Raw genomic sequence first — 23504 nt, 5'->3', positions numbered from 1 at the left:
CCACGGCTTATGACTGCCTGGAGCTGCAATGTCACGACTCGCTTCCGCCTGCCTGCTGGCTGGCATGATGACCGCTGCCTCGGTGGGGACCGCCGTGGCTGCTGAAGATACCGACCGTTATGCCTGGCTGGAGGACGTCACCGGCGACAAGCCGCTGTCCTGGGTCAAGGAGCAGAACGCCAAGGCCGAGGCGCGCCTGGCGCAGACTCCGGCCTTCAGGCAGATGGAGGCCAGCATCCGTGAGGTGCTCGATTCGGATGCCAAGATTCCCGGCGTGCAGAAGATCGGCGACTACTACTACAACTTCTGGAAGGACAAGCAGCACGAACGTGGCCTGTGGCGGCGCACCACCCTGGCCGAGTACCGCAAGGCCTCGCCGCAGTGGGAAACCGTGCTTGACCTGGACGCACTGAACAAGGCCGAGGGCGAGAACTGGGTCTGGCACGGCGCCGACTGCCTGCGCCCGGACTACAGCCGCTGCCTGATCGCGCTGTCACGCGGTGGCGCGGATGCCGATGTCACCCGCGAGTTCGATCTGTCGACGAAGCGCTGGATCGAGGATGGCTTCTTCCGTCCCGAGTCGAAGGGCGGCCTGAACTGGATCGATCGCGATACCGTGTTCGTCTACACCGATTTCGGTGCCGGCACCATGACCACCTCCGGCTACCCGCGCGTGGCCAAGCTGTGGAAGCGTGGGACGCCGATGTCGTCGGCCAGCGTGGTGTACGAAGGCAAGCCGGAGGACATGTACATCGCGGCGATGCACGATGACACCCCGGGCTTCGAGCGCAACCTGGTCAGCCGCACGCTGGCGTTCTACAACAATGAGGTCTACCTGCGCGGCGACGATGGCACGCTGACCAAGATCGATGCGCCGAACTCCGCCGAGAAGGGCCTGCACAAGCAGTGGCTGACCCTGGAGCTGCGCGACGCCTGGACCGTGGGCGGCAAGACCTACGCGTCCGGCTCGCTGCTGGCGACCCGGCTCGATGACTTCCTGGCCGGCAAGCGTGACTTCGAGGTCCTGTTCACTCCGACCGCGACCACCTCGCTGGCCGGTGCGACCTGGACCAAGAACCACCTCGTCCTTAACGTACTGGACGATGTGAAGAATCGCCTGTCCGTGCTGACCCCGGGCGCCAATGGCTGGCAGAAGAGCGCGTTTGTCGGCGCGCCGGCATTCGGCACTCTGGCCGTGGGCGCAGTGGACAGCGACGACAGCGATGCGGTCTGGCTGACCGCCACCGACTATCTGACGCCGACCACCCTGGCTTTGGCCGAGATCGGCAAGGCACCGGAAACGCTGAAGACCATGCCGGCCTTCTTCAATGCCGAGGGCAAGGTGATCGAGCAGCACTTCGCCACCAGCAAGGATGGCACCCGTGTGCCGTACTTCGTGGTGCATGCCAAGGACATGAAGCTGGACGGCTCCAATCCGACCCTGCTGTACGGCTACGGCGGTTTCGAGATTTCGCTGACACCCAGCTATTCCGGTGGCATGGGCCGCGCCTGGCTGGAGAAGGGCGGTGTGTACGTGGTCGCCAACATCCGTGGTGGCGGTGAGTACGGCCCACGCTGGCACCAGGCGGCGCTGAAGCAGAATCGTCACAAGGCCTACGAGGACATGGCCGCGGTGGCACAGGATCTGGTCAAGCGCAGGATCACCAGTGCCAGGCACCTGGGCGTGCAGGGCGGCAGCAACGGCGGCCTGCTGACCGGCAACATGCTGACGCAGTACCCGGAGCTGTTCGGTGCGGTGGTAGTGCAGGTTCCGCTGCTGGACATGAAGCGCTACAGCCACCTGCTGGCCGGCGCGTCGTGGATGGCCGAGTACGGCAACCCCGATACCAGCGACTGGGAGTTCATCAAGACCTTCTCGCCGTACCACCTGTTCGACGCGAAGAAGAACTACCCGCCGGTGCTGTTCACCACCTCCACCCGCGATGACCGCGTGCACCCGGCCCATGCCCGCAAGATGGCGGCGAAGATGATCGACGCCGGCAAGGATGTGACCTACTACGAGAACATCGAAGGTGGTCATGGCGGCGCAGCCAACAACGCGCAGGCCGCGCACATGGCGGCCCTGGCCTACAGCTTCCTGTGGGAGCGCCTGGGCGGTAAATGACGAAATGAAAAACGCCGCCCCCGGGCGGCGTTTTTCATGGGCGGCGCTGCGCGCTCGCCGGGCATGGCCCGGCGCTACCGGAAATGTTGCAGCCCGCGCGCGATGCGCTCCACCGCTTCCTGCAGCCGCGGTATTTCCTGGGTATAGGCCAGGCGCACATGCTGGTTGGCGCGGTGGAAGCCGAAATCCAGGCCCGGGGTGAACGCCACATGCTCGGTTTCGAGGAAGTGTGCGCAGAACGCCTGGGCATCATCGGTGAACGCACTGACATCGGCATACAGATAAAACGCGCCCTGCGGCTCCACCTCGATGCGGAAGCCCAGCTCGCGCAGCGCCGGCAACAGGAAATCGCGACGCTGGCGGAAGGCCTCCCGTCGCTGTTCGAGGATCGCCATCGATTCATCGGTGAAACAGGCCAGGGCTGCATGCTGGGCGATGCTCGACGCACTGATGTACAGGTTCTGCGCCAGCTTCTCCAGTTCGGGCACCGCTGCGGGCGGCGCCACCAGCCAGCCCAGGCGCCAGCCGGTCATGCCGAAGTACTTCGAGAAACTGTTCAGCACGAACGCGCTGTCATCGACCTGCAATACGCTGGCCGCGTCCACGCCGTAGGTCAGGCCGTGATAGATCTCGTCCACCACCAGGTGCCCGCCGCGTGCGTGCAGTGCGCGTGACAGCGCCGCAAGTTCATCGGCCGACAGCACCGTGCCGGTGGGGTTGGCCGGCGAGGCGACGAGTGCGCCGACGCTGTCCGTGTTCCAGTGCTGTTGCACCAGCGAGGGTGTGAGCTGGTAAGCCGTCTGCGGACCGACCGGGACGAGCTGTGCGGCACCTTCCACCAGGCGCAGGAAATGCCGGTTGCAGGGATAGCCGGGATCGGCCAGCAGCCAGTGCCGGCCCGGGTCGACCAGCAGGCTGCTGGCCAGCAGCAGCGCGCCGGAGCCGCCAGGAGTGACCAGGATGCGTTCCGGGTCCACATCCAGCCGGTAACGGCTGCGATAGAAGCCGCTGATTGCCTGGCGCAGCGCAGGCAGGCCGCGTGCGGCGGTGTAGCGCGTGTGCCCGGCGGCCAGGGCCGCCTGGCCGGCACGCACCACCGGCGCGGCCGTGGTGAAGTCCGGTTCGCCGATCTCCAGGTGGATGACATCGTGGCCGGCCTGTTCCAGCGCCTGCGCGCGGGCCAGCAGGGACATCACGTGGAACGGAGCGATTTCATGGCTGCGCCGGCTGTAGACCGGCGGGTGGGGCAGGGTACTCATGCGCCCATGGTACGCCGACCGCTGCCGGCGGGTCCGCACCGTGACGACCTGCAGGGTTGTGGTGCCGACGGGATTGGGGTCAGATCGCTGTTCGGGGAAGGGAACCGATCCCGTCGAAGACCATTGCATTGAAGCGCCTGGAGCCTTATCTCATGAAGCCCACCCTCTGCCTGTTGCTCGCCAGCCTGATGACCAGCACCGCTACCGCCGCCCCCCTGCCTGTTCCGCCGGACGCCGCCCGGCATCCGCACGAGGTCAAGGCCCCGTTCGGCGCGACCCGCAACGACGACTATTACTGGCTGCGTGACGACAAGCGCGCGAACAAGGACATGCTGGCCTACCTGCAGGCCGAGAACGCCTATGCCGACCAGGTGCTGGCGCCATTGAAGCCGCTGGAAGACGCGCTGTACAAGGAAATCGTCGGCCGCATCAAGCAGGATGATTCCAGCGTGCCGGCGCGCGAGCGCGGCTACTGGTACTACAGCCGCTTCGAGACCGGGCAGGACTACCCGATCCACGCACGCCGCAAGGGCAGCATGGATGCCGCCGAAGAAGTGCTGCTGGACGTCAACGCAATGGCCGCCGGCAAGGGCTACTTCAATGTCGGCTCGATGGAAGTCAGCCAGGACAACCAGCTGCTGGCCTGGGCCGACGATGACGTGGGCCGTCGCCAGTACACGATCCGCTTCAAGGACCTGCGGACCGGGCAGGTGCTGCCCGACGTGATCACCGGCAGTTCCGGCGACCTGGTCTGGGCCGACGACAACCGCACCGTGCTGTACGTCGAGAACGATCCGGAAACGCTGCTGACCGTGCGCGTGAAGAAGCACGTGCTGGGCACCCCGGCCAGCGCCGACACCGTCGTCTACGAAGAGAAGGACGACAGCTTCTACATGGGCATCGGCCGCACCCGCGACGACCGCTTCATCACCATCGGCGTGCACAGTACCGTGTCGTCGGAAGAGCGCTACGCGCCGGCCGGCGACCCGACCACGTTCACCGTGCTGGCGCCACGCCAGCGCGACGTCGAGTACGACGCCGACCACTACGATGGCCGCTGGGTGATACGTACCAACGACAGTGCAAAGAACTTCAAACTGGTCACCGCACCGACCGATGCCACCTCGCGTGCGCAGTGGAAGGACTGGATCGCGCATGACGATGCGGTGTTCATCGAAGGCTTCGAACTGTTTGATGGCTTCACCGCCATTGCCGAGCGTTCCGAAGGCCTGGAGCGCATCCGCCTGCTGTTCAAGGATGGCCGCAGCGACTACGTGAAGGCCGATGAGCCGGCGTACTCGATGGGCCTGGGCGACAACACCGAGGCCGATACGCCATGGCTGCGCTACGTCTACACCTCGATGACCACCCCGACCACCGTGTTCGAGCTGAACACCGCCACCGGCGAGCGCCGCCAGCTGAAGGTGCAGCCGGTGATCGGCTATGACGCATCGAAGTACGAAACCGAACGCGTCTGGATCACCGCGCGCGATGGCGTGAAGGTGCCGGTGTCGCTGGTCTACCGCAAGGGCTACCAGAAGGACGGCAAGGGCGCGCTGTTCCAGTACGCCTACGGCAGCTACGGCATGTCGATGGACCCGTACTTCAACCAGACGGCAGTGAGCCTGCTCGATCGCGGCGTGGTGTATGCCATCGCCCACATCCGCGGTGGCCAGGAGATGGGCCGCGACTGGTACGAGAACGGCAAGCTGCTGCACAAGCAGAACACCTTCAACGACTTCATCGACGTTACCCGTGGACTGGTGGCGCAGGGCTGGGCGGCGAAGGATCGCGTGGCCGCGTCCGGTGGCAGTGCCGGTGGCCTGCTGATGGGGGCGGTGGCCAACCAGGCGCCGCAGGACTACCGGGTGATGGTGGCGCAGGTGCCGTTTGTGGACGTGGTCACCACCATGCTGGATCCGACCATCCCGCTGACCACCAACGAGTACGACGAGTGGGGCAACCCGGAGCAGAAGCAGTACTACGACTACATGCTCTCGTACTCGCCCTACGACAATGTCAGGAAGCAGGACTATCCGGCGCTGTTCGTCGGTACCGGCCTGTGGGATTCGCAGGTGCAGTACTGGGAACCGGCCAAGTGGGTGGCCAGGCTGCGCGACGACAATACTGGCCATTACCCGATCCTGTTCCGCACCAACATGGAGGCCGGCCATGGCGGCAAGTCGGGTCGCTTCCAGCGTTACCGCGAGCTGTCCGAATCGTATGCCTTCGTGCTGCAGCAGCTGGGTATCGCAGCACCGTGATCGCGGCGGGGTGCCGGGCGTTGCCGGGCACCCCGAACCGTTATCCTTGCGGTCATGAGCCTGCCTGAACCGCCTGCCGCCCAGGACGCAGCCCCGACCCGCCGGCCGGTGCGTTTCCGCTGGGCATGGTGGCTGCTCGCCTATGTCAGTCTCGGCACCGGCATTGTCGGCATCTTCGTGCCGGGGCTGCCGACAACCGTATTCATCCTGATCTCGGCATGGGCCGCCTCGCGCGGCTCCGAGCGGCTGCATGCCTGGCTGCTGCAGCATCCGCGCTTCGGGCCGGCCATCAGCAACTGGCAGGCGCATGGCGCGGTCAGCCGCTACGGCAAATGGATGGCCACGATCACCATGGCGGTCTGCGCCGGGATCATGCTGTGGTGCGTGCCGATCGCCTGGGTGAAATGGTTTTCCATCGGCAGCATGACCGTGGTGGCGATCTGGCTGTGGACGCGGCCGCTGCCGCCGCAGGACTGACCCTTCCGCCGGGCATGGCCCGGCGCTGCCATGGGGGCCGTACCCTCCACCAACCGCTCAGCCGGCAGTGGCTATACTCGGGGCATGAAGATTCCCCATCGAAACGCCATCCTGATTCCGCTGGCAGCGGCCTCGCTGCTGTTCCTGTCCGCCTGCGGCAACAAGGGCCCGCTGGTGCTGCCACAGAAGCCGGTGCCGGTGGAAGAGACCGTCGAGCCGGCCACCGATGCCGACGGCGAAGCCACCCCGCCTGCCACCCAGGACACGGGTGACGGCAGTCCGTCGGTGACCCCGGACCCGGTGAAGAAGGTGGACGACGGGAATGAGTAAGACCGGTTCCACCGCGCTGCGTTTCAGCAAGATGCACGGCGCGGGTAACGATTTCGTAGTGATCGACCTGCGCGCCGGCACCGCGCCGCCCACGCCACAGCTGGCCGCGCGCCTGGCCGACCGCCACACCGGCGTGGGCTGCGACCAGATCCTGACCATCGAGGCCCCGCGCGTCGAAGGCTCGGTTGCCTCGTACCGGATCTGGAACGCCGATGGCTCCAATTCCGAGCAGTGCGGCAACGGCGCGCGCTGCATCGCGGCCTGGCTGGTGCGCGAGGGCAGTGCCCAGGGCGATGCATTCGTCATCGACAGCCCACTGGCCAGCCATACGGTGCAGGTGCTGGGCCAGGGCCAGTATGCGGTGACCATGGGCGTACCCGCATTCGAACCTGCCAGCGTGCCGCTGGTCGGCTTTGCCCACCCGCGCGAGGAGTATCTGCTGCCGCTGCAGGGCGAGAGCGTGCGGTTTGCTGCGGTGTCGATGGGCAATCCGCATGCCGTGATCGAGGTGGGCCTGATCGATGCGGCGCCGGTCGAGCGGGTCGGCGCGCTGCTGCAGCAGCATGCCTCGTTCCCGAAGTCGGTGAACGTGGGTTTCACCCAGGTCATCGCGCCGGACCACGCGCGGTTGCGCGTGTTCGAGCGGGGCGTCGGCGAGACCCTCGCCTGCGGCAGCGGCGCCTGTGCAGCCGCAGTCACCCTCATGCAGCGCGGTCGCCTGCAGCGCGATGCACGCATCAGCCTGCCCGGCGGCGAACTGCGCATCCAGTGGCCGGGCGAGGGGCAGCCCGTGGTGATGGCCGGCCCCACCGCATTCGTCTTCGAAGGGGAGTGGATCGCATGACTGAGACCGTCGACAAGCTCGGGGCCCATGAAGTCGCTGCCTGGTTGCGGCGCCATCCGGCCTTCCTCAAGCAGTTTCCGGACCTGGCGCTGACCCTGGTGGTGCCGCGCGATGACGGCCCGACCGCATCGCTGGCCAGCTACCAGCTGGAGCTGCTGCGGGAAAAGAACCGCGAGCTGGCGCGACGGTTGGCCGATCTGGGCGCGACCGCCCAGGTCAACGAACGGCTGGCGGTGCGCACCCACCAGCTGACGCTGGCACTGATGAAGCAGGGCAGTGCCGCCGACACCCTGCGTGCGATGGCCGCCTCGCTGCAGGAGGATTTTGCGGGTGATCTGGTGCGGCTGGTCGTGCACGTGCCGGTGGCCGGGCTGGAACAGGCCGAATGGCTGCAGGTCATCGCGGCCGACGATCCACGACTGGGCCCCTTCCGTGATTGCCTGAAGGACGGTGAGCCGATCTGCGGCCGCCTGCAGCCGGAAAAGAACGCGGTGCTGTATGGCGCGCGCAGTGAGGAGGTGCAGACCACCGCCCTGCTGCCGCTGCCGGGTGTCGGCCTGATCGCGGTCGGCAGCCATGACCCGAACCGCTTCTACCCGGGCATGGGCACGCTGTTCCTGCGCATGATGGGCGAGGCCCTGGCCACCGGCCTCAAGCGCTTCCAGGACTGAGCGGAGCGCGGCGGCGATGAGCGCGGTCATGGCGTTCCTGCAGCACCTGCAGGTGGAACGGCGGATGTCGGCGCATACGCTGGACGCCTACCGTCGCGACCTGGATGCGCTGGCGGCATGGGCCGAGCCGCGGGGCGTGCCGGTGGAGGCGCTGGATGCTGACGCCGTGCGACAGTTCGTCGCCGATGAACATCGCCGGGGCCTGTCGGCCAAGAGCCTGCAGCGGCGGCTGTCTGCCTGCCGCAGCTTTTATGCGTGGCTGCTCAGGCATGGCCGCATCGAGGTCAGTCCAGCGGCCACGCTGAAGGCACCGCGAGCGCCGCGCAGGCTGCCGCAGGTGCTCGACGCCGATGAAGCAGTGCAACTGGTCGAACTGGAACCGGAAGGCGAGCTGGGGCGACGCGACCGCGCGCTGCTGGAGCTGTTCTATTCCTCCGGCCTGCGCCTGAGCGAGGTCTGCGCATTGACCTGGCGTGACCTGGATTTTGCCAGCGGACTGGTCAACGTGATGGGCAAAGGCAACCGCCAGCGTCGGGTACCGTTCGGCAAGCCGGCGCGCGAGGCACTGCTCGCCTGGCGCAGCGAAAGCGGCGGCGCCCCGGCCACCCCGGTGTTTCCGGGCCGCAACGGGCCGATCAGCCAGCGCGCGGTGCAGATCCGCATCCGCCAGCTGGCGCAGCGGCAAGGGCTGTTCAAGCACGTGCATCCGCACATGCTGCGGCACAGCTTCGCCAGCCACATCCTCGAGTCGTCCGGCGACCTGCGCGGCGTGCAGGAACTGCTGGGGCACGCCGACATCGCCACCACGCAGATCTACACCCATCTGGATTTCCAGCACCTGGCCAAGGTCTACGACGCTGCGCATCCGCGCGCCAAGCGCCGCCGGTAGCGCCAATCCACGCCCGGCGGCAGTGGTAGCGCCAAGTCATGCCCTGATGCGGTGGTAGCGCCGGGCCATGCCCGGCGGATGCAGCGGCCGCTGGCGCCCGAGCCCTGAACGGCAGCCATCCGCGCAGGCTTGATCGGCCCCGGCGCTGTCCCCATGTCCCGGGAACAGCTATCGGAGGCCGCATGGACCCCAGTCAGAACCCCAACGTTTTCCACGCCACCACCATCGTCTGCGTGCGTCGCGGCGAGCATGTGGCCATTGCCGGCGACGGCCAGGTCACGCTCGGCCACACCGTGATGAAGGGCAATGCGCGCAAGGTGCGCCGGCTGGGTCGCGATGGCCAAGTGCTGGCCGGTTTCGCCGGCGCGGCCGCCGATGCCTTCACCCTGTTCGAGCTGTTCGAGGCCAAGCTGGAAAAGCACGGCCAGCTGCAGCGTGCCGCCGTCGAGCTGGCCAAGGACTGGCGCACCGAGCGTCGCCTGGGCAAGCTGGAAGCACTGTTGGCCGTGGCCGACAAGGAAACCTCGCTGATCATCAGCGGTACCGGCGACGTGATCGAGCCGGAAGACGGCATCATCGCCATCGGTTCCGGCGGTTCCTACGCGCTGTCGGCGGCCCGCGCGCTGATGGCGCACACGGCGCTGGATGCGCGCACCATCGCCAGTGAAGCGATCAACATCGCGGGCGACATCTGCATCTACACCAACCGCAACGTGGTGGTCGAGGAGCTGTGACGCTCCCTGATCCGCCGGGCATGGCCCGGCGCTACCGGCCGGGCCGTCTGGTTCCGGTGTCATCGACAACGCATTCGTGAGCCCATCCATGTCGAAGATCGAAGTTTCCTCCGCCACCATGACGCCGCGCGAGATCGTGCAGGAGCTGGACCGGCACATCGTTGGCCAGCATGACGCCAAGCGCGCCGTGGCCATCGCCCTGCGCAACCGCTGGCGCCGCATGCAGCTGCCGGCCGAGCTGCGCAACGAGGTCATGCCGAAGAACATCCTGATGATCGGCCCGACCGGCGTTGGCAAGACCGAGATCGCGCGTCGCCTGGCCACGCTGGCCAATGCGCCGTTCGTGAAGGTCGAAGCGACCCGTTTCACCGAGGTCGGCTACGTCGGCAAGGACGTCGAACAGATCATCCGCGATCTGGCCGATACCGCGGTCAAGCTGTACCGCGAGCAGGCCAAGGTGCGCGTGCGCACCCAGGCCGAAGAACGTGCCGAAGACCGCATTCTCGATGCGCTGCTGCCACGCCGCAGCGGCGGCATCGGTTTCGACCCGGAAGTGGCGCGCAACGAGCCGTCGGCACAGGACAACGAAACCCGCATCAAGTTCCGCAAGATGCTGCGCAATGGTGAGCTGGACGAGCGCGAGATTGAACTGGATCTGGCCGCCAACGTCAGCATGGACATCATGACGCCGCCGGGCATGGAGGAGATGGGCCAGCAGCTGAAGTCCATGTTCGCCAATCTCGGCGGTGGTGCCAAGGCGCACAAGCGCACCTTGACCATCAAGGCGGCACGCCCGCTGCTGCTGGAGGAAGAAGCCGGCAAGCTGGTCAACGAGGACGATATCCGCACTGCGGCGATCGAAGCCTGCGAGCAGCATGGCATCGTCTTCATCGACGAGATCGACAAGGTTGCCAAGCGCGGTGACAACGTGGGTGGTGGCGACGTCTCGCGTGAAGGCGTGCAGCGCGATCTGCTGCCGCTGGTGGAAGGCTCGAACGTGTCGACCAAGTACGGCACGATCAAGACCGACCATATCCTGTTCATCGCTTCCGGTGCCTTCCATCTGGCCAAGCCGAGCGATCTGATTCCGGAGCTGCAGGGTCGTTTCCCGATCCGCGTGGAACTGGGCGCGCTGAGCAAGGGTGATTTCGTGCGAATCCTGACCGAGCCGAAGGCGGCGCTGACCAAGCAGTACGAAGCGCTGCTGGCCACCGAAGGCGTCAAGGTCAGCTTCACTGCCGACGCCATCGACCGCCTGGCCGAGATCGCCTTCCAGGTGAACGAGCGCCAGGAGAACATCGGTGCCCGCCGCCTGCATACGGTACTGGAGCGCCTGCTGGATTCGCTCAGCTACGAAGCGCCTGACCGCGATGGCGAGACCCTGGCCATCGACAGCGCTTACGTCGATGCGCATCTGGGTGAACTGGTGCAGGATCCGGACCTGAGCCGCTACATCCTGTAACGCAGAAGGCCGCCGAAAGGCGGCCTTCTTGTTTGAGGGATCCGACCCCTGTGCGCTCAGGCCTCCGGCAACGGCGCAGGTACGGTGCCCGGCTCGAACACGCCTTCCTTCACGTAGGCGGCCAGGGTCATGTCCAGCGCGAGCATGCCGTCGCGCTGGAGATCCATCAGATCCGGCTCGACCATCGCGCCATGCAGCACCCCCAGCACGGTCGCGTGCAGCATGCGCGCGGCGATCTTCGGGTCGGCGCCTTCGCGCAGCTGGCCCAGCGCCTGCGCGCGTCGCAGCGCACGCTCCATCCGGTCCAGCGCGTCGCGGAAACCGGCCTGCTGGAGTTCGGTCAGCACCTTGGTGTCGGCCGAAGCATCGCTGCGCAGCATGATCTCCATGGTCTTGCGCAGGCGCTCGTCTTCGGACAGCTCGATGAAGGAATGGATCATCACCGCGCGCAGATCATGCACCGGCGTATCGCGCTGCTCGGTGGAGGTGCGCTCCAGTTCCTGCATGAAAGGCAGGTGCACCCGTTCGATGATCGCGGCCAGCACCTCGCCCTTGTTCTTGAAGTGCCAGTACACGGCGCCGCGGGTATAGCCGGCGCGGGCACCGATCATCTCCAGCGTGGTACGGGCCACGCCATGTTCATGGAAGCAGGCTTCGGCGGCGTCAAGGATGCCTTCCCGGGTTGCCTGGGTGTCCTCTTTGGTCTTGCGGGCCATGGGTACGAGTACGGGTGAAACGTGGCTGAATTGTACCTGTTTACAAACAAACAAGCATGTATGTATATTTCACCTCCATCGTTCCCGTCGTGTGCGTGGCTGTCCGGTTCCCGGCACCCATGCCTGCCCGGGTGGCGTTGTTCGAGAGGGCTCAACCCGTTCCCGGGAAGTGTCCGACGTATCATCGCCTGCTGAGATTCTTCCTTCCAAGAGCCTTCCCCATGTTGCTGAGCCGAATCCGTCCCTTTGCGCTGTCGCTGGCCATCGCCACGACCGTGGCCGCCTGTGGCGGCGAACCCCAGGCCCCCGAACAGGGGCCCGGCCAGGTCAGCGTGGTCACGCTGAAGTCCGAGACCGTGGGCCTGACCCGCGAGTTGCCGGGCCGGACCAATGCCTTCCTGGTGGCCGAAGTCCGTCCGCAGGTCAGCGGCATCGTGGCCAAGCGCCTGTTTACCGAGGGCGGCATGGTCAAGGCCGGCGAGCCGTTGTACCAGCTGGATGACGCCAGCTACCGCGCCCAGGCCAACAGTGCCCGCGCACAGCTGGCCCGCGCCGAAGCCACGGCCAACGCCGCGCGCCTGAGTGCCAAGCGCATCACCGAGCTGGCCAAGGTCGATGCGGTCAGCCAGCAGGATCTGGAAAACGCCGTAGCCGCGCAGAAGCAGGCCGAGGCCGATGTCGGCGCCGCACGGGCTTCGCTGGATTCGGCCAACGTCACGCTGGGCTACGCCCGCATCACCGCGCCCATCAGCGGCCGCATCGGCAAGTCCAGCGTCACCCAGGGTGCGTTGGTGAACGCCGGCCAGGCCGACGCCCTGGCCACAGTGCAGCAGCTGGATCCGATCTATGTCGACCTCACCCAGTCCTCGGCCGAGCTGCTGCAGCTGCGCCGCGAGCTGGCCGCCGGCCGCCTGCAGGACAACCAGCAGACGCCGGTCAGCATCCTGCTGGAAGACGGCAGCGCTTTCGAGCACAAGGGCACGCTGGAGTTCTCCGAAGTCAGCGTCGATCCAGCCACCGGCAGCTTCGGCCTGCGGGTCAAGGTGGAAAACCCCGATGGCCTGCTGATGCCGGGCATGTACGTGCGCGCAGTGATCGGTGGCGGCGTGCGCAGCGACGCGGTGCTGGTGCCGATGCAGGGCATCGCCCGCGATGCCAAGGGTGACACCACGGCGATGGTGGTCGGCAAGGACAGCAAGGTCGAAGTCCGCCCGGTCAAGGTCAGCCGCACCATCGGCGACAAGTGGCTGGTCGAGGATGGCCTGAAGCCCGGCGACAAGGTCATCGTCGAAGGCCTGCAGAAGATCGGCCCCGGCATGCCGGTCAACGCCACCGAAAAGGGCGCCGCACCGGCCAAGCCGGCCGCTGCCCCGCCTGCGGCTCCGGCCGGCGACGCGAAGTAAGCGGAGAATTCCATGGCACGCTTTTTCATCGATCGACCCATCTTCGCGTGGGTCATCGCCATCATCATCATGCTCGCCGGCGGCCTGGCCCTGTTCAAGCTGCCGGTCTCGATGTATCCCAACGTCGCTCCGCCGGCGGTGGAAATCAGCGCCACCTACCCGGGTGCCTCGGCCAAAGTGGTCGAAGACTCGGTGACGCAGATCATCGAGCAGAACATGAAGGGGCTTGATGGCCTGATCTACTTCTCCTCCAACAGCTCGGCCAACGGCCAGGCGACCATCACCCTGACCTTCGAGAGCGGTACCAATCCCGACATCGCGCAGGTGCAGGTGCAGAACAAGCTGCAGCTGGCCATGCCGCTGCTGCCGCAGGAAGTGCAGCGGCAGGGCATCAACGTGGCCAAGTCCAGCTCGGGCTTCCTGAACGTGATCGCCTTCGTCTCCGAAGACGGCAGCATGGATGCCAACGACATCGCCGATTACGTCGGCTCCAATGTCGTCGATCGCCTGAGCCGAGTCCCGGGCGTGGGCAACATCCAGGTCTTCGGCGGCAAGTACGCCATGCGCATCTGGCTGGACCCGAACAAGCTGCATACCTATGGCCTGTCGGTGCCGGAAGTGACCGCAGCGATCCAGGCACAGAACGCACAGGTGGCGATCGGCCAGCTGGGCGGCGCGCCCTCGGTCAAGGGCCAGCAGCTCAACGCCACGATCAATGCGCAGTCGCGCCTGCAGACGCCGGAGCAGTTCCGCAACATCGTCGTGCGCGGCGCGCAGGACGGTGCCGAACTGCGCCTGGGTGATGTCGCCCGCGTCGAGCTGGGCGCGGAGTCCTACGACTTCGTCACCCGCTACAACGGCCAGCCGGCCAGCGGCCTGGCCGTCACCCTGGCCACCGGCGCCAATGCGCTCGACACTGCCGCCGGCGTGGATGCCGCGCTGGACGACCTGAAGAACTTCTTCCCGGCCGGCCTGAAGGCCGAGATTCCGTACGACACCACGCCGTTCGTACGCGTGTCGATCAAGGGCGTCGTGCAGACCCTGATCGAAGCGATCGTGCTGGTGTTCGTGGTGATGTACCTGTTCCTGCAGAACTTCCGCGCCACCCTGATCCCGACCATCGCCGTGCCGGTGGTGCTGCTGGGCACGTTCGGCGTACTGGCGATGCTCGGCTTCTCGGTGAACATGCTGACCATGTTCGCGATGGTGCTGGCGATCGGCCTGCTGGTGGACGACGCCATCGTGGTGGTGGAGAACGTCGAGCGCATCATGTCCGAGGAGGGCCTGTCGCCGCTGGAGGCCACCCGCAAGTCGATGGGCCAGATCACCGGTGCACTGGTCGGCATCGGCCTGGTGCTGTCGGCCGTCTTCGTGCCGATGGCCTTCATGAGTGGCTCCACCGGCGTGATCTACCGGCAGTTCTCGGCCACGATCGTTTCGGCGATGGCGCTGTCGGTGCTGGTCGCGATCGTACTGACCCCGGCGCTGTGCGCCACGCTGCTCAAGCCGCTGAAGAAGGGCGAGCATCATGTCGCCCACCGCGGCCTGGCCGGTCGCTTCTTCAACGGCTTCAACCGGGGTTTCGACCGCACCAGCGAAAGCTACCAGCGTGGTGTACGCGGCATCCTGAATCGTCCGTGGCGTTTCATGGGCATCGTCGCCGCGCTGTTCGTACTGATGGCGGTTCTGTTCGTGCGCCTGCCCAGCTCGTTCCTGCCCAATGAAGACCAGGGCGTGCTGATGGCGCTGGTGCAGGCCCCGGTCGGCGCCACCCAGGAACGTACCCTGGAATCGATCGCGGCACTGGAGAATCACTTCCTGGAGAACGAGAAGGCGGCGGTCGAGTCGGTGTTCTCGGTGCAGGGCTTCAGCTTCGCCGGCATGGGCCAGAACGCGGGCATGGCCTTCGTCAAGCTGAAGGACTGGAGCGAGCGTGACGCCGACAACGGCGTGATGCCGATCACCGGCCGCGCCATGGCTGCGCTGGGTGGGATCAAGGACGCCTTCATCTTCGCCTTCCCGCCGCCGGCGATCCCGGAGCTGGGTACCGCTTCGGGCTACACCTTCTTCCTGAAGGACAACAGCGGCCAGGGCCACGATGCGCTGGTGGCCGCGCGTGACCAGCTGCTCGGCCTGGCGGCCGGCAGCAAGAAGCTGGCCAACGTCCGCCCGAACGGACAGGAAGACACGCCGCAGTTCCGCATCGACATCGACGTGGCCAAGGCAACGTCGCTGGGGCTGTCGATCGCCCAGGTCAATACCACCCTGGCCACCGCATGGGGTAGCGCGTACATCGATGATTTCGTCGACCGTGGCCGCGTCAAGCGTGTGTTCGTGCAGGCCGACCAGCCGTTCCGCATGGTGCCGGAGGACTTCGATCTCTGGTCGGTGAAGAACGACAAGGGCGAGATGGTTCCGTTCAGCGCCTTCGCCAGCAAGCACTGGGATTACGGCTCGCCGCGCCTGGAGCGCTACAACGGCGTGTCGGCAATGGAAATCCAGGGCGAACCGGCCCCGGGGGTCGCCTCCGGTGACGCCATGGCCGAGATCGAGCAGCTGGCCAAGCAGCTGCCGGCGGGCTTCGGCATCGAGTGGACCGCGATGTCCTACCAGGAACGCCAGGCCGGCTCGCAGACCCCGCTGCTGTACACGCTGTCGCTGATGATCGTGTTCCTGTGCCTGGCCGCGATGTACGAAAGCTGGAGTGTTCCGACCGCCGTGCTGCTGGCCGCCCCGCTGGGTATCCTCGGCGCGGTGCTGGCCAACACCTTCAAGGGCCTGGAGCGCGACATCTACTTCCAGGTGGCAATGCTGACCACGGTGGGCCTGACCAGCAAGAACGCGATCCTGATCGTCGAGTTCGCCAAGGAAAACCTGGAGAAGGGGGCCGGCCTGATCGAATCGATCATGCATGCCGTGCGCGATCGCCTGCGTCCCATCGTGATGACCTCGCTTGCATTCGGCATGGGCGTGGTGCCGCTGGCGATCTCCACCGGTGCCGGTTCCGGCGCCAAGCAGGCCATCGGCATCGGCGTGCTGGGCGGCATGATCGTCGGCACCGCGCTGGGCGTGTTCTTCGTGCCGCTGTTCTTCGTGGTGGTGCAGCGCGTGTTCAAACGCAGGACCGCCGAGTGATGGAATCCGGCAGCGCCGGGCCATGCCCGGCGGATGCCTTACCACGTAGCTGCCGGGAACGGCCCGGCGCTACCACCGTGACCCCCAAGGTGTCGCCATGAAATTCTCTTCTCTTGCTGTATCCCTGGCCGCCGTGCTCACGGTCGCCGGATGCTCCACCCTCGCGCCGAAGGACACGGCCGTTGCCCCGGCGATTCCTGCGCAGTGGCCGGCAGAGGCCACGCAGGGCCAGGTTGCCGATGTGGCCACGCTGGGCTGGCGTGACTTCTTCACCGATCCACGCCTGCAGCAGGTGATCGGCCAGGCGCTGGACAACAACCGCGACCTGCGTGTGGCCGTGCTCAATGTCGAGCGCGCACGCGGCCAGTACCGGGTGCAGCGCGCCGACCGGGTGCCGGGTGTGGCCATCACCGGGCAGATGGAGCGCACAGGTACGGATGCGGGAGTCACCGAGCAGTTCACTGCCGGCGTCGGTGTTGCCGAATTCGAGCTGGACCTGTTCGGCCGCGTGCGCAACCTCAGCGAAGCAGCCCTGCAGCAGTACTTTGCCATCGCCGCCAACCGCCGTAATGCACAGCTGAGCCTGGTGGCCGAGACGGCAACGGCGTGGCTGACCTACGGCGCCGACAGCCAGCAGCTGAAGATCGCCGAAGCGACGCTGAAGACCTATGAGGATTCGCTGCGCCTGGCAGAAGCACGCCATGAACGTGGCGGCAGTTCAGCACTGGAACTGACCCAGACCCGCACCCTGGTCGAAACCGCGCGCACCGATGCCGCACGCCTGCGCGGCCAGCTCGCGCAGGACCGCAATGCCCTGGCGCTGCTGGCCGGTGGCCAGGTCGACCCGGCTCTGCTGCCGGATGGCATCGAGCCGCAGTTGCTGGCACTGGCCCCACCACCGGCCGGCCTGCCCAGCGACGTGCTGCTGCTGCGCCCGGACATCATGGCGGCCGAACACCAGTTGCTGGCCGCCAACGCCAACATCGGCGCTGCCCGCGCAGCGTTCTTCCCGAGCATTTCGCTGACAGGCAGCATCGGCAGCGGATCGAACGAACTGTCGAACCTCTTCGACAGCGGCACGCGCGTGTGGAGCTTCCTGCCGAAGATCACCCTGCCGATCTTCCAGGGCGGCCGTCTGCGTGCCAATCTCGACATCGCCAATGCAGATCGTGATATCGCATTGGCGCAGTACGAGAAGGCGATCCAGAACGGCTTCCGCGAAGCGGCGGATGCGCTGTCGATGAATGTCAGCCTGGATGAGCAGGTCAGCGCGCAGCAGCGTCTGGTCGACGCGGCCGAGCAGGCCAACCGGCTGTCGCAGGCGCGCTATGACGCCGGCCTGGACAGCTTCGTCAGCCTGCTCGACGCGCGTCGTACGGCCTACAGCGCGCAGCAGACGCGGCTGCAGGCGCAGCTGGCCCAGCAGGCCAACCGCATCACCCTGTACAAGGTGCTGGGCGGCGGCTGGCACGAACGCAGCTGACGGGACGCGCCGGGCATGGCCCGGCGTGGATTCCGGTAGCGCCGGGTCATACCCGGCGGCGCTTCGATCAGACATTCGCAGGGCCTGACGCAGGCCGCGCTGTGCGCTCGCCGGGCATGGCCCGGCGCTACCTGTAGGTGAGATCCCGGTAGCGCCGGGTCATACCCGGCGGCTTTTCGGTCAGACATTCGCAGGGCTCAGTGCTACCGCAGGGACCAGCGGCACCAAGCGAATGGATACTCGTCCAGCTGAACCGCCAGCCCCGCACGAACGGGATTGCCAAGGATGTACAGCGCATGGCGCCTGATTGCATCTTCAGTGCGCACCGCATGATCGAAGTAGCTCGGCTGCCATAGCGGCGTCTGCACGCCAAATTGCTGCCCCAACAGCCTGCTGCTGCGTGATTTCAGCGTTCCCATCAGGCGCGCAAGTGTTCCATCACGGAGTTGCACCAGCCAATGCAGATGATCGGGCATGACGACCCATGCGAATGAATGGCTGAGTCCCATGTGTTCGACGTAGCGAAGCGAATCCACAAGGCATGCAGCACAACGGGGATCCGCAAAAACACGCCGACGTTGCCGCACGACGGTCGTGAGCACATAGTAACCTTCGATGCGCGAATCGCGGCTGCGCGTTAGGTGACGACTGGACATGCGGCCAGTCTGTGCCGGAGGGATGCATGCGTTTATCAGCGATTGCCAATGAACCAGGTGGGGAACCGCCGTGCTGCAGCTTCACCTTGAGGAGCCGCGCTGCGCGCTCGCCGGACATGGCCCGGCGCTACCTGTCGGCGGGATTCCGGTAGCGCCGGGTCATACCCGGCGGCGCTTCGATCAGGCGTTCGCAGGTCGTCGCGTCAGGGCTACACCGCTTCGTCATCACGGCGCACCGTGTGGCAGGCCCGCACACGGGCCAGCGCGTCGCCGGCTTCGCGTGCCATCCGCTCATACTCGGCGCGGATCTCTTCCAGCCGCTGTTCGTCCAGTTCTTCCAGATCCAGCAGCTCGTTGTTGGCTTCCGCGGTGGCCCGGATCAGTTCGTCCAGCTTGATCTGCATCGCCGCCGTATCGGCGTTCTGCGTGTGCTGGATCAGGAAGACCATCAGGAAGGTGATGATGGTGGTGCCGGTGTTGATAACCAGCTGCCAGGTGTCGTTGAAACCGAACACCGGGCCGGAGATGCCCCACACCACCACGATGGCTACTGCACCCAGAAAGGTCCACGGAGAGCCGGTGGCGGCCGCGGCCTTCTTGGCGATGGTATTGAACAGGTTTCTTGCTTTCATCGTCGTCGTCCCGCTGGGGTGACGTGATGATCGGCGCGTGGCCGTGCAGCCCGCGTGCAGCAGGCCTGCTCAGGCGCGCAGCCGCGGTGCGTCCTGCAGGCGCACGCGGCTGGCCTGGTAGACGTGCTGCCAGCAGCGGTCGACGAACTCGCGGGCCTGTGCTTCGCTCAGCCGCGGCATGATCTGCAGCGCATACTGGGTCTGGAACATCTCGTCACGCTGCTCGTTGCTGGCGCGCGGCTGGGTGATCAGCGAATCGCAGGCGAACTTGATCCAGGGTACGTAGGAACCGAACGAATTATGAGGCAGCGCACCGTCGGCATGCTGGCGGCGCCAGTGCTCGAGTTCCGCATCGACGTCGATGACCGGGGGAATGGCAGGGACTTCAGTGTGCATGTCGATCCAATCGGTTGAGGTGGACGTGGAGTGGGGGGAATCGCAGTGTTGCCTGATCACCGGTGGAAGCGGTGTCATCGCAATGTGGAAACAGCGTTGCGATTGCCGATCAGTTGGGCGTGCTCGACCACGCCGAGGTCTTCAGCGATGTCCGCCATCGCGTTGCACAGGCGGACGTGGTCGCGTGGATGGTCGCGCACCAGTTCCAGCTGCATGCTCTGATAAGCGGTCCAGAACAGGGCACCGCGCCGATGCAACCGATATTGGCTCCGCAGGCGGGCGCGGATTCCGTCAAGGATCAGATTGGGCGTGGGGCTTGCAGCGTGCGCGCACATGGCTGGCTCCGCCGGGGTAGGGGGCCCCGGTAACCCCACCGTAGGCGTGCCGGAGCGGTGGGGTGTTACCGCGGCGTGTGCATGCGTGCCGACGGAGTGCGCAGCGCGTCACATCGAACGCCGCAGACGCTGACTGCACAAGGGCCTGCCGCGGATGAAGCATTCATTAAACGCGGGCTGGGGTCAGTCCACGGCACTCATTCGCCGATGTCTTCGTTCCAGATCTCGGGATATTGCGCAATGAAGCCCCCGAGCAGGTCGACGCATTCCTGGCTGTCGAGGTCGATCACATTGACGCCGTTTTCGCGCAGCCAGTCGATGCCGCCCTGGAACGTGCGGGACTCGCCGACCACCACGGTGCCGATGTTGAACTGGCGCACCAGTCCCGAGCAGTACCAGCACGGGGCCAGGGTGGTCACCATGATCGTGTCGCGGTAGCGACGCTGGCGCCCGGCCTTGCGGAAGGCGTCGGTCTCGCCGTGCACGGAGGGATCGCCTTCCTGCACCCGGCGGTTGTGGCCGCAGCCGAGCAGGCGACCGTCGTTGTGGTACAGCGCCGCGCCGATCGGCACGCCGCCCTCGGCCAAGCCCTGGCGGGCTTCGGCGATGGCGGTCTGCAGCAGGGCCTGGTAATCAGGTGTGGTGATCATGCGGGGCTCCGGAAGGTCATGGGCTGCCATGATAAGGCGCCGTTCCCCCGCAGCGGCCCTGGCGGTGCGATAATAGGGGCATGAGCGAATCCCCCTACAAATCCGGTACCACCCATTTCGGGTTCCGCGACGTCGCCGCCAAGGACAAGCAGAAGCTGGTCGGGCAGGTGTTCACCTCGGTCGCACGCAACTACGACCTGATGAACGACCTGATGAGCCTGGGCGTGCACCGGGCGTGGAAGCGTTACTACGTGGCGACCGCGCAGGTGAAGCCCGGTGACCGCGTGCTTGACCTCGCGGGGGGCACTGGCGACATTGCCGCCCTGCTGAAGGAGCGCGTCGGCGCCGAAGGTTCGGTGGTTCTGGGCGACATCAATGCAGGCATGCTGTCGGTGGGCCGTGATCGTCTCACCAACCGCGGCCTGGTGCTGGGCCTGGACTACGTCCAGTGCAATGCCGAGGCCCTGCCGTTCCCGGACAACAGCTTCGACCTGGTCACCATCGCCTTCGGCCTGCGCAACGTGACCGACAAGGATGCCGGCCTGCGCGAGATGTACCGCGTGCTCAAGGTCGGTGGCCAGGCGCGTGTGCTGGAGTTCTCCGAGGTCACCGCCGACTGGTTCAAGCCGATCTACGACTTCCACTCGTTCAAGATCCTGCCGAAGCTGGGCAAGCTGTTCGCCAATGATTCGGACAGCTACCAGTACCTGGCCGAGAGCATCCGCAAGCATCCGCCGCAGGACGAGCTGAAGGCCATGATGGGCGAGGCCGGTTTCGAGCGCTGCCACTACAAGAACCTGACCGGCGGCATCGTGTCGATCCACTCCGGCTACAAGCTGTAAGCCTTGCTCTTGGTGGGTGCCAACCTTGGTTGGCACTCGGCCGCTGCGGTCATCCGCTCTGGTAGGTGCCGACCTTGGTCGGCACGGGCCTGCCACATGCGTTGATGGATCCGTGCCAACCAAGGTTGGCACCTACCCAGGGCGCCGCCGCAGGATCGGCCTTGGCCGCCTTACCCCGCACCGCGCAACGCCTGCGGGGCCGGAGGGAGGTACCATTGGGGTTTGCTCCCCGTAACGGTCCCGATTCATGCGCAATCCGCTGATGCTCCTTCCGTTGGCCGTGGCCCTGGCCGCTGGCTGCTCCCAGGAGGCGGCCGCGCCCGCCGCCGCCCCGACTGCCGAAAAGGCCCCCGCCGCTCCCGTGAACGCCGAGAACCGCAGCCACGACGAAAGCTCGTACGCCGAGCCGGACAAGGTCGTCATCAAGGACATCGCGCTGGACCTGAAGCTGGACTTCGACCAGAAGCAGATCGGCGGTACCGCGACCTACACCCTGGAATGGAAGCAGAAGGACGCCACGCAGCTGGTGCTCGACACCCGCGAGCTGACCGTGTCCAAGGTCGAAGCCGTTGCCGCTGACGGCGCGCGCAGCCCGCTGAAGTTCGAGCTGGCGGCGGCCGACAAGGTGTTCGGCAGCAAGCTGACCATCGAGGCCCCGCAGCAGCCGGCCAAGGTCGAGGTGACCTACCACACCGCGCCGACCGCCTCGGGCCTGCAGTGGCTGGCGCCGTCGATGACCGAAGGCAAGAAGCTGCCCTTCATGTTCAGCCAGTCGCAGGCCATCCATGCCCGTTCCTGGGTGCCGCTGCAGGACACCCCGAGCGTGCGCTTCACCTACAGCGCGCACGTGGTCTCGCGCCCGGACGTCATGGTGCTGATGAGCGCCGACAACGACCCCAAGGCCGCGCGTGATGGTGACTACACCTTCAAGATGCCGCAGCCGATCCCGTCCTACCTGCTGGCGATCGCCGCCGGCGACCTGGTGTTCGAGCCGATCTCCGGCCGCTCCGGCGTCTGGGCCGAACCGACCATGGTCGGCAAGGCGGCCAAGGAATTCGAGGACACCGAGAAGATGATCGGTGCCGCCGAGAAGCTGTACGGCGAGTACCGCTGGGGCCGTTACGACATGCTGGTGCTGCCGCCGTCGTTCCCGTTCGGCGGCATGGAGAACCCGCGCCTGACCTTCGCCACCCCGACCGTGATCGTCGGCGACAAATCGCTGGTTTCGCTGGTCGCCCACGAACTGGCGCACAGCTGGTCGGGCAACCTGGTGACCAACGCCAGCTGGAAGGACATCTGGCTCAACGAGGGCTTCACCACCTACGTCCAGGGCCGCATCACCGAAGCGCTGTACGGCAAGGAGATGGCCGAAATGGAGCGGCAGATCGACCAGACCGATCTGCTGGCGGAAGTGAAGGACATGAGCCCCGCCGACCAGGCGCTGGCGCTGCCGCCGCTGAACGAGCGTGACCCCGATGAAGCCCTGAGCCAGGTGGCCTACGTCAAGGGTTCCTGGTTCCTGGAGTTCCTGGAACAGCGTTTCGGCCGCGAGACCTTCGATCCGTTCCTGCGCGGCTGGTTCGATGACCACGCCTTCCAGAGCGCGAATACCGACCAGTTCGTCGAGTACCTGAAGAAGAACCTGCTGCCGAAGAACCCGTCGGCAGTGACGGAAGCCGAACTGAAGGCATGGCTGGACGAGCCGGGCATCCCGGCGTTCGCGGCCAAGGCGCAGTCGCGCAACTTCAGCAGCGTCGATACCGCGCGCATCGCCTTCACCAGCGCCGGCACCGTGCCCAGCAGCCAGGTCATCGCTGACTGGAGCACCCAGGAGTGGGTGCGCTTCATCGACGGCCTGGGCACGACCCAGCCGCTGGACACGCTGGCCACGCTGGACAAGGCCTTCCACTTCACGGGCACGCCGAATGGCGAGATCGCCATGCGCTGGTATCCGCTGGCCATCCGCAGCGGCTACGAGCCGGCCAATGAGGCCGCGGCGGCATTCATCGAGCGTGTCGGCCGTCGCAAGCTGATCCTGCCGATCTACGCCGAACTGGTGAAGACGCCGAAGGGGCTGGAGCTGGCCAAGCAGGCCTTCGAGAAGGCCAAGCCGGGCTACCATCCGATCACCACTGCCTCGGTGCAGGACATGCTGGCCAAGGCCGAAGCCAAGTAAGAACAAGCGCCGGGCACTGCCCGGC

21 protein-coding genes and 1 pseudogene are annotated in these 23504 nt (G+C 66.2%); 14 read left to right on the top strand and 8 right to left on the bottom strand.

Annotated elements, in window-relative coordinates; all coding sequences use genetic code 11:
* Positions 1 to 28: 28 nt before the first annotated feature.
* Positions 29 to 2125 (top strand): prolyl oligopeptidase family serine peptidase, encoded by a 2097-nt coding sequence (locus AC5P5M_RS05155; RefSeq protein ID WP_053519813.1) that lies wholly within the window; start codon positions 29 to 31, stop codon positions 2123 to 2125.
* Between the two features lie 74 nt (positions 2126 to 2199).
* Here AC5P5M_RS05155 and AC5P5M_RS05150 read toward each other — a convergent pair whose 3' ends face one another.
* Positions 2200 to 3384, bottom strand: coding sequence for a pyridoxal phosphate-dependent aminotransferase (locus tag AC5P5M_RS05150; RefSeq protein ID WP_461288395.1), 1185 nt, complete (start codon positions 3382 to 3384; stop codon positions 2200 to 2202).
* Positions 3385 to 3529: 145 nt separating this feature from the next.
* Positions 3530 to 3595: pseudogene (locus AC5P5M_RS05145) on the bottom strand (hypothetical protein); the annotation flags it as partial.
* Here AC5P5M_RS05145 and AC5P5M_RS05140 point away from each other — a divergent pair.
* From AC5P5M_RS05140 to hslU, 8 genes are all read left to right on the top strand, one after another.
* On the top strand, positions 3573 to 5648 hold the full coding sequence (locus tag AC5P5M_RS05140) for a S9 family peptidase (RefSeq protein WP_368866004.1): 2076 nt from the start codon (positions 3573 to 3575) through the stop codon (positions 5646 to 5648). The pseudogene AC5P5M_RS05145 and the gene AC5P5M_RS05140 overlap by 23 nt on opposite strands.
* 54 nt (positions 5649 to 5702) lie before the next feature.
* A complete protein-coding gene (locus tag AC5P5M_RS05135) occupies positions 5703 to 6125 on the top strand; it encodes a YbaN family protein (RefSeq protein ID WP_053520181.1) in 423 nt (140 codons plus the stop codon).
* Between the two features lie 84 nt (positions 6126 to 6209).
* A complete protein-coding gene (gene lptM, locus AC5P5M_RS05130) occupies positions 6210 to 6455 on the top strand; it encodes an LPS translocon maturation chaperone LptM (protein ID WP_053520180.1) in 246 nt (81 codons plus the stop codon).
* The gene (gene dapF, locus AC5P5M_RS05125; RefSeq protein ID WP_495205625.1) at positions 6448 to 7299 is read left to right on the top strand and encodes a diaminopimelate epimerase; all 852 of its coding nucleotides are present in this window, start codon (positions 6448 to 6450) and stop codon (positions 7297 to 7299) included. The genes lptM and dapF overlap by 8 nt, the downstream gene beginning before the upstream one ends.
* On the top strand, positions 7296 to 7970 hold the full coding sequence (locus AC5P5M_RS05120) for a DUF484 family protein (protein ID WP_065175177.1): 675 nt from the start codon (positions 7296 to 7298) through the stop codon (positions 7968 to 7970). Before dapF ends, AC5P5M_RS05120 begins: the two co-directional genes overlap by 4 nt.
* 16 nt (positions 7971 to 7986) lie before the next feature.
* A complete protein-coding gene (gene xerC / locus AC5P5M_RS05115) occupies positions 7987 to 8859 on the top strand; it encodes a tyrosine recombinase XerC (protein ID WP_053520177.1) in 873 nt (290 codons plus the stop codon).
* A 182-nt stretch (positions 8860 to 9041) separates the two neighbouring features.
* Positions 9042 to 9593: an ATP-dependent protease subunit HslV gene (hslV, locus tag AC5P5M_RS05110; RefSeq protein WP_053520176.1), complete on the top strand. Its 552-nt coding sequence runs from the start codon at positions 9042 to 9044 to the stop codon at positions 9591 to 9593.
* Positions 9594 to 9681: 88 nt separating this feature from the next.
* Entirely contained in the window at positions 9682 to 11055 is a 1374-nt protein-coding gene (hslU, locus tag AC5P5M_RS05105) for an ATP-dependent protease ATPase subunit HslU (RefSeq protein ID WP_053520175.1), read from the top strand.
* 56 nt (positions 11056 to 11111) lie between these two features.
* On the opposite strand, the gene AC5P5M_RS05100 is transcribed toward hslU, so the two are convergent.
* On the bottom strand, positions 11112 to 11771 hold the full coding sequence (locus AC5P5M_RS05100) for a TetR family transcriptional regulator (protein ID WP_065175175.1): 660 nt from the start codon (positions 11769 to 11771) through the stop codon (positions 11112 to 11114).
* Between the two features lie 221 nt (positions 11772 to 11992).
* Here AC5P5M_RS05100 and smeD point away from each other — a divergent pair, with 221 nt between their 5' ends.
* The 3 genes from smeD (at position 11993) to smeF (ending at position 17792) form a co-directional block, all read left to right on the top strand.
* The gene (gene smeD / locus AC5P5M_RS05095) at positions 11993 to 13174 is read left to right on the top strand and encodes a multidrug efflux RND transporter periplasmic adaptor subunit SmeD (RefSeq protein WP_065175174.1); all 1182 of its coding nucleotides are present in this window, start codon (positions 11993 to 11995) and stop codon (positions 13172 to 13174) included.
* Positions 13175 to 13186: 12 nt separating this feature from the next.
* Entirely contained in the window at positions 13187 to 16309 is a 3123-nt protein-coding gene (smeE, locus tag AC5P5M_RS05090) for a multidrug efflux RND transporter permease subunit SmeE (RefSeq protein ID WP_053520172.1), read from the top strand.
* A 97-nt stretch (positions 16310 to 16406) separates the two neighbouring features.
* Complete coding sequence (gene smeF / locus AC5P5M_RS05085; protein WP_476340387.1) at positions 16407 to 17792, top strand: multidrug efflux RND transporter outer membrane subunit SmeF; 1386 nt, start codon at positions 16407 to 16409, stop codon at positions 17790 to 17792.
* A gap of 203 nt (positions 17793 to 17995) precedes the next feature.
* Here smeF and AC5P5M_RS05080 read toward each other — a convergent pair whose 3' ends face one another.
* The 5 genes from AC5P5M_RS05080 to AC5P5M_RS05060 form a co-directional block, all read right to left on the bottom strand.
* A complete protein-coding gene (locus AC5P5M_RS05080; RefSeq protein WP_197572522.1) occupies positions 17996 to 18448 on the bottom strand; it encodes an REP-associated tyrosine transposase in 453 nt (150 codons plus the stop codon).
* A 209-nt stretch (positions 18449 to 18657) separates the two neighbouring features.
* Complete coding sequence (locus AC5P5M_RS05075) at positions 18658 to 19080, bottom strand: low affinity iron permease family protein (protein ID WP_053520445.1); 423 nt, start codon at positions 19078 to 19080, stop codon at positions 18658 to 18660.
* 69 nt (positions 19081 to 19149) lie between these two features.
* Positions 19150 to 19476 carry a hypothetical protein gene (locus AC5P5M_RS05070; RefSeq protein ID WP_065175172.1) on the bottom strand — a complete coding sequence of 109 codons (327 nt, stop codon included), beginning with the start codon at positions 19474 to 19476 and terminating at the stop codon, positions 19150 to 19152.
* Positions 19477 to 19550: 74 nt separating this feature from the next.
* Complete coding sequence (locus AC5P5M_RS05065) at positions 19551 to 19811, bottom strand: hypothetical protein (protein WP_065175171.1); 261 nt, start codon at positions 19809 to 19811, stop codon at positions 19551 to 19553.
* A 197-nt stretch (positions 19812 to 20008) separates the two neighbouring features.
* Complete coding sequence (locus AC5P5M_RS05060) at positions 20009 to 20461, bottom strand: nucleoside deaminase (protein WP_065175170.1); 453 nt, start codon at positions 20459 to 20461, stop codon at positions 20009 to 20011.
* An 80-nt stretch (positions 20462 to 20541) separates the two neighbouring features.
* Between AC5P5M_RS05060 and ubiE the strand changes: the two genes are divergently transcribed.
* Positions 20542 to 21303 (top strand): bifunctional demethylmenaquinone methyltransferase/2-methoxy-6-polyprenyl-1,4-benzoquinol methylase UbiE, encoded by a 762-nt coding sequence (gene ubiE / locus AC5P5M_RS05055; protein WP_053520441.1) that lies wholly within the window; start codon positions 20542 to 20544, stop codon positions 21301 to 21303.
* 247 nt (positions 21304 to 21550) lie between these two features.
* Complete coding sequence (locus AC5P5M_RS05050) at positions 21551 to 23479, top strand: M1 family metallopeptidase (RefSeq protein WP_111186200.1); 1929 nt, start codon at positions 21551 to 21553, stop codon at positions 23477 to 23479.
* Positions 23480 to 23504 lie beyond the last annotated feature (25 nt).

The sequence above is a fragment of the Stenotrophomonas sp. YJH_SMC_106-19 genome (assembly GCF_059368375.1).
Note: the sequence above shows the minus strand (reverse complement) of the source record. Positions and strands in the feature narration are given on the sequence as shown.

What these genes read in the sequence shown, in the direction of transcription:
- AC5P5M_RS05155 (WP_053519813.1), top strand. Translation starts at nt 29, where the DNA reads ATGTCACGACTCGCTTCCGCCTGCCTGCTGGCTGGCATGATGACCGCT.
- AC5P5M_RS05150 (WP_461288395.1), bottom strand. Translation starts at nt 3,384, where the DNA reads ATGAGTACCCTGCCCCACCCGCCGGTCTACAGCCGGCGCAGCCATGAA.
- AC5P5M_RS05140 (WP_368866004.1), top strand. Translation starts at nt 3,573, where the DNA reads ATGACCAGCACCGCTACCGCCGCCCCCCTGCCTGTTCCGCCGGACGCC.
- AC5P5M_RS05135 (WP_053520181.1), top strand. Translation starts at nt 5,703, where the DNA reads ATGAGCCTGCCTGAACCGCCTGCCGCCCAGGACGCAGCCCCGACCCGC.
- lptM (WP_053520180.1), top strand. Translation starts at nt 6,210, where the DNA reads ATGAAGATTCCCCATCGAAACGCCATCCTGATTCCGCTGGCAGCGGCC.
- dapF (WP_495205625.1), top strand. Translation starts at nt 6,448, where the DNA reads ATGAGTAAGACCGGTTCCACCGCGCTGCGTTTCAGCAAGATGCACGGC.
- AC5P5M_RS05120 (WP_065175177.1), top strand. Translation starts at nt 7,296, where the DNA reads ATGACTGAGACCGTCGACAAGCTCGGGGCCCATGAAGTCGCTGCCTGG.
- xerC (WP_053520177.1), top strand. Translation starts at nt 7,987, where the DNA reads ATGAGCGCGGTCATGGCGTTCCTGCAGCACCTGCAGGTGGAACGGCGG.
- hslV (WP_053520176.1), top strand. Translation starts at nt 9,042, where the DNA reads ATGGACCCCAGTCAGAACCCCAACGTTTTCCACGCCACCACCATCGTC.
- hslU (WP_053520175.1), top strand. Translation starts at nt 9,682, where the DNA reads ATGTCGAAGATCGAAGTTTCCTCCGCCACCATGACGCCGCGCGAGATC.
- AC5P5M_RS05100 (WP_065175175.1), bottom strand. Translation starts at nt 11,771, where the DNA reads ATGGCCCGCAAGACCAAAGAGGACACCCAGGCAACCCGGGAAGGCATC.
- smeD (WP_065175174.1), top strand. Translation starts at nt 11,993, where the DNA reads ATGTTGCTGAGCCGAATCCGTCCCTTTGCGCTGTCGCTGGCCATCGCC.
- smeE (WP_053520172.1), top strand. Translation starts at nt 13,187, where the DNA reads ATGGCACGCTTTTTCATCGATCGACCCATCTTCGCGTGGGTCATCGCC.
- smeF (WP_476340387.1), top strand. Translation starts at nt 16,407, where the DNA reads ATGAAATTCTCTTCTCTTGCTGTATCCCTGGCCGCCGTGCTCACGGTC.
- AC5P5M_RS05080 (WP_197572522.1), bottom strand. Translation starts at nt 18,448, where the DNA reads ATGTCCAGTCGTCACCTAACGCGCAGCCGCGATTCGCGCATCGAAGGT.
- AC5P5M_RS05075 (WP_053520445.1), bottom strand. Translation starts at nt 19,080, where the DNA reads ATGAAAGCAAGAAACCTGTTCAATACCATCGCCAAGAAGGCCGCGGCC.
- AC5P5M_RS05070 (WP_065175172.1), bottom strand. Translation starts at nt 19,476, where the DNA reads ATGCACACTGAAGTCCCTGCCATTCCCCCGGTCATCGACGTCGATGCG.
- AC5P5M_RS05065 (WP_065175171.1), bottom strand. Translation starts at nt 19,811, where the DNA reads ATGTGCGCGCACGCTGCAAGCCCCACGCCCAATCTGATCCTTGACGGA.
- AC5P5M_RS05060 (WP_065175170.1), bottom strand. Translation starts at nt 20,461, where the DNA reads ATGATCACCACACCTGATTACCAGGCCCTGCTGCAGACCGCCATCGCC.
- ubiE (WP_053520441.1), top strand. Translation starts at nt 20,542, where the DNA reads ATGAGCGAATCCCCCTACAAATCCGGTACCACCCATTTCGGGTTCCGC.
- AC5P5M_RS05050 (WP_111186200.1), top strand. Translation starts at nt 21,551, where the DNA reads ATGCGCAATCCGCTGATGCTCCTTCCGTTGGCCGTGGCCCTGGCCGCT.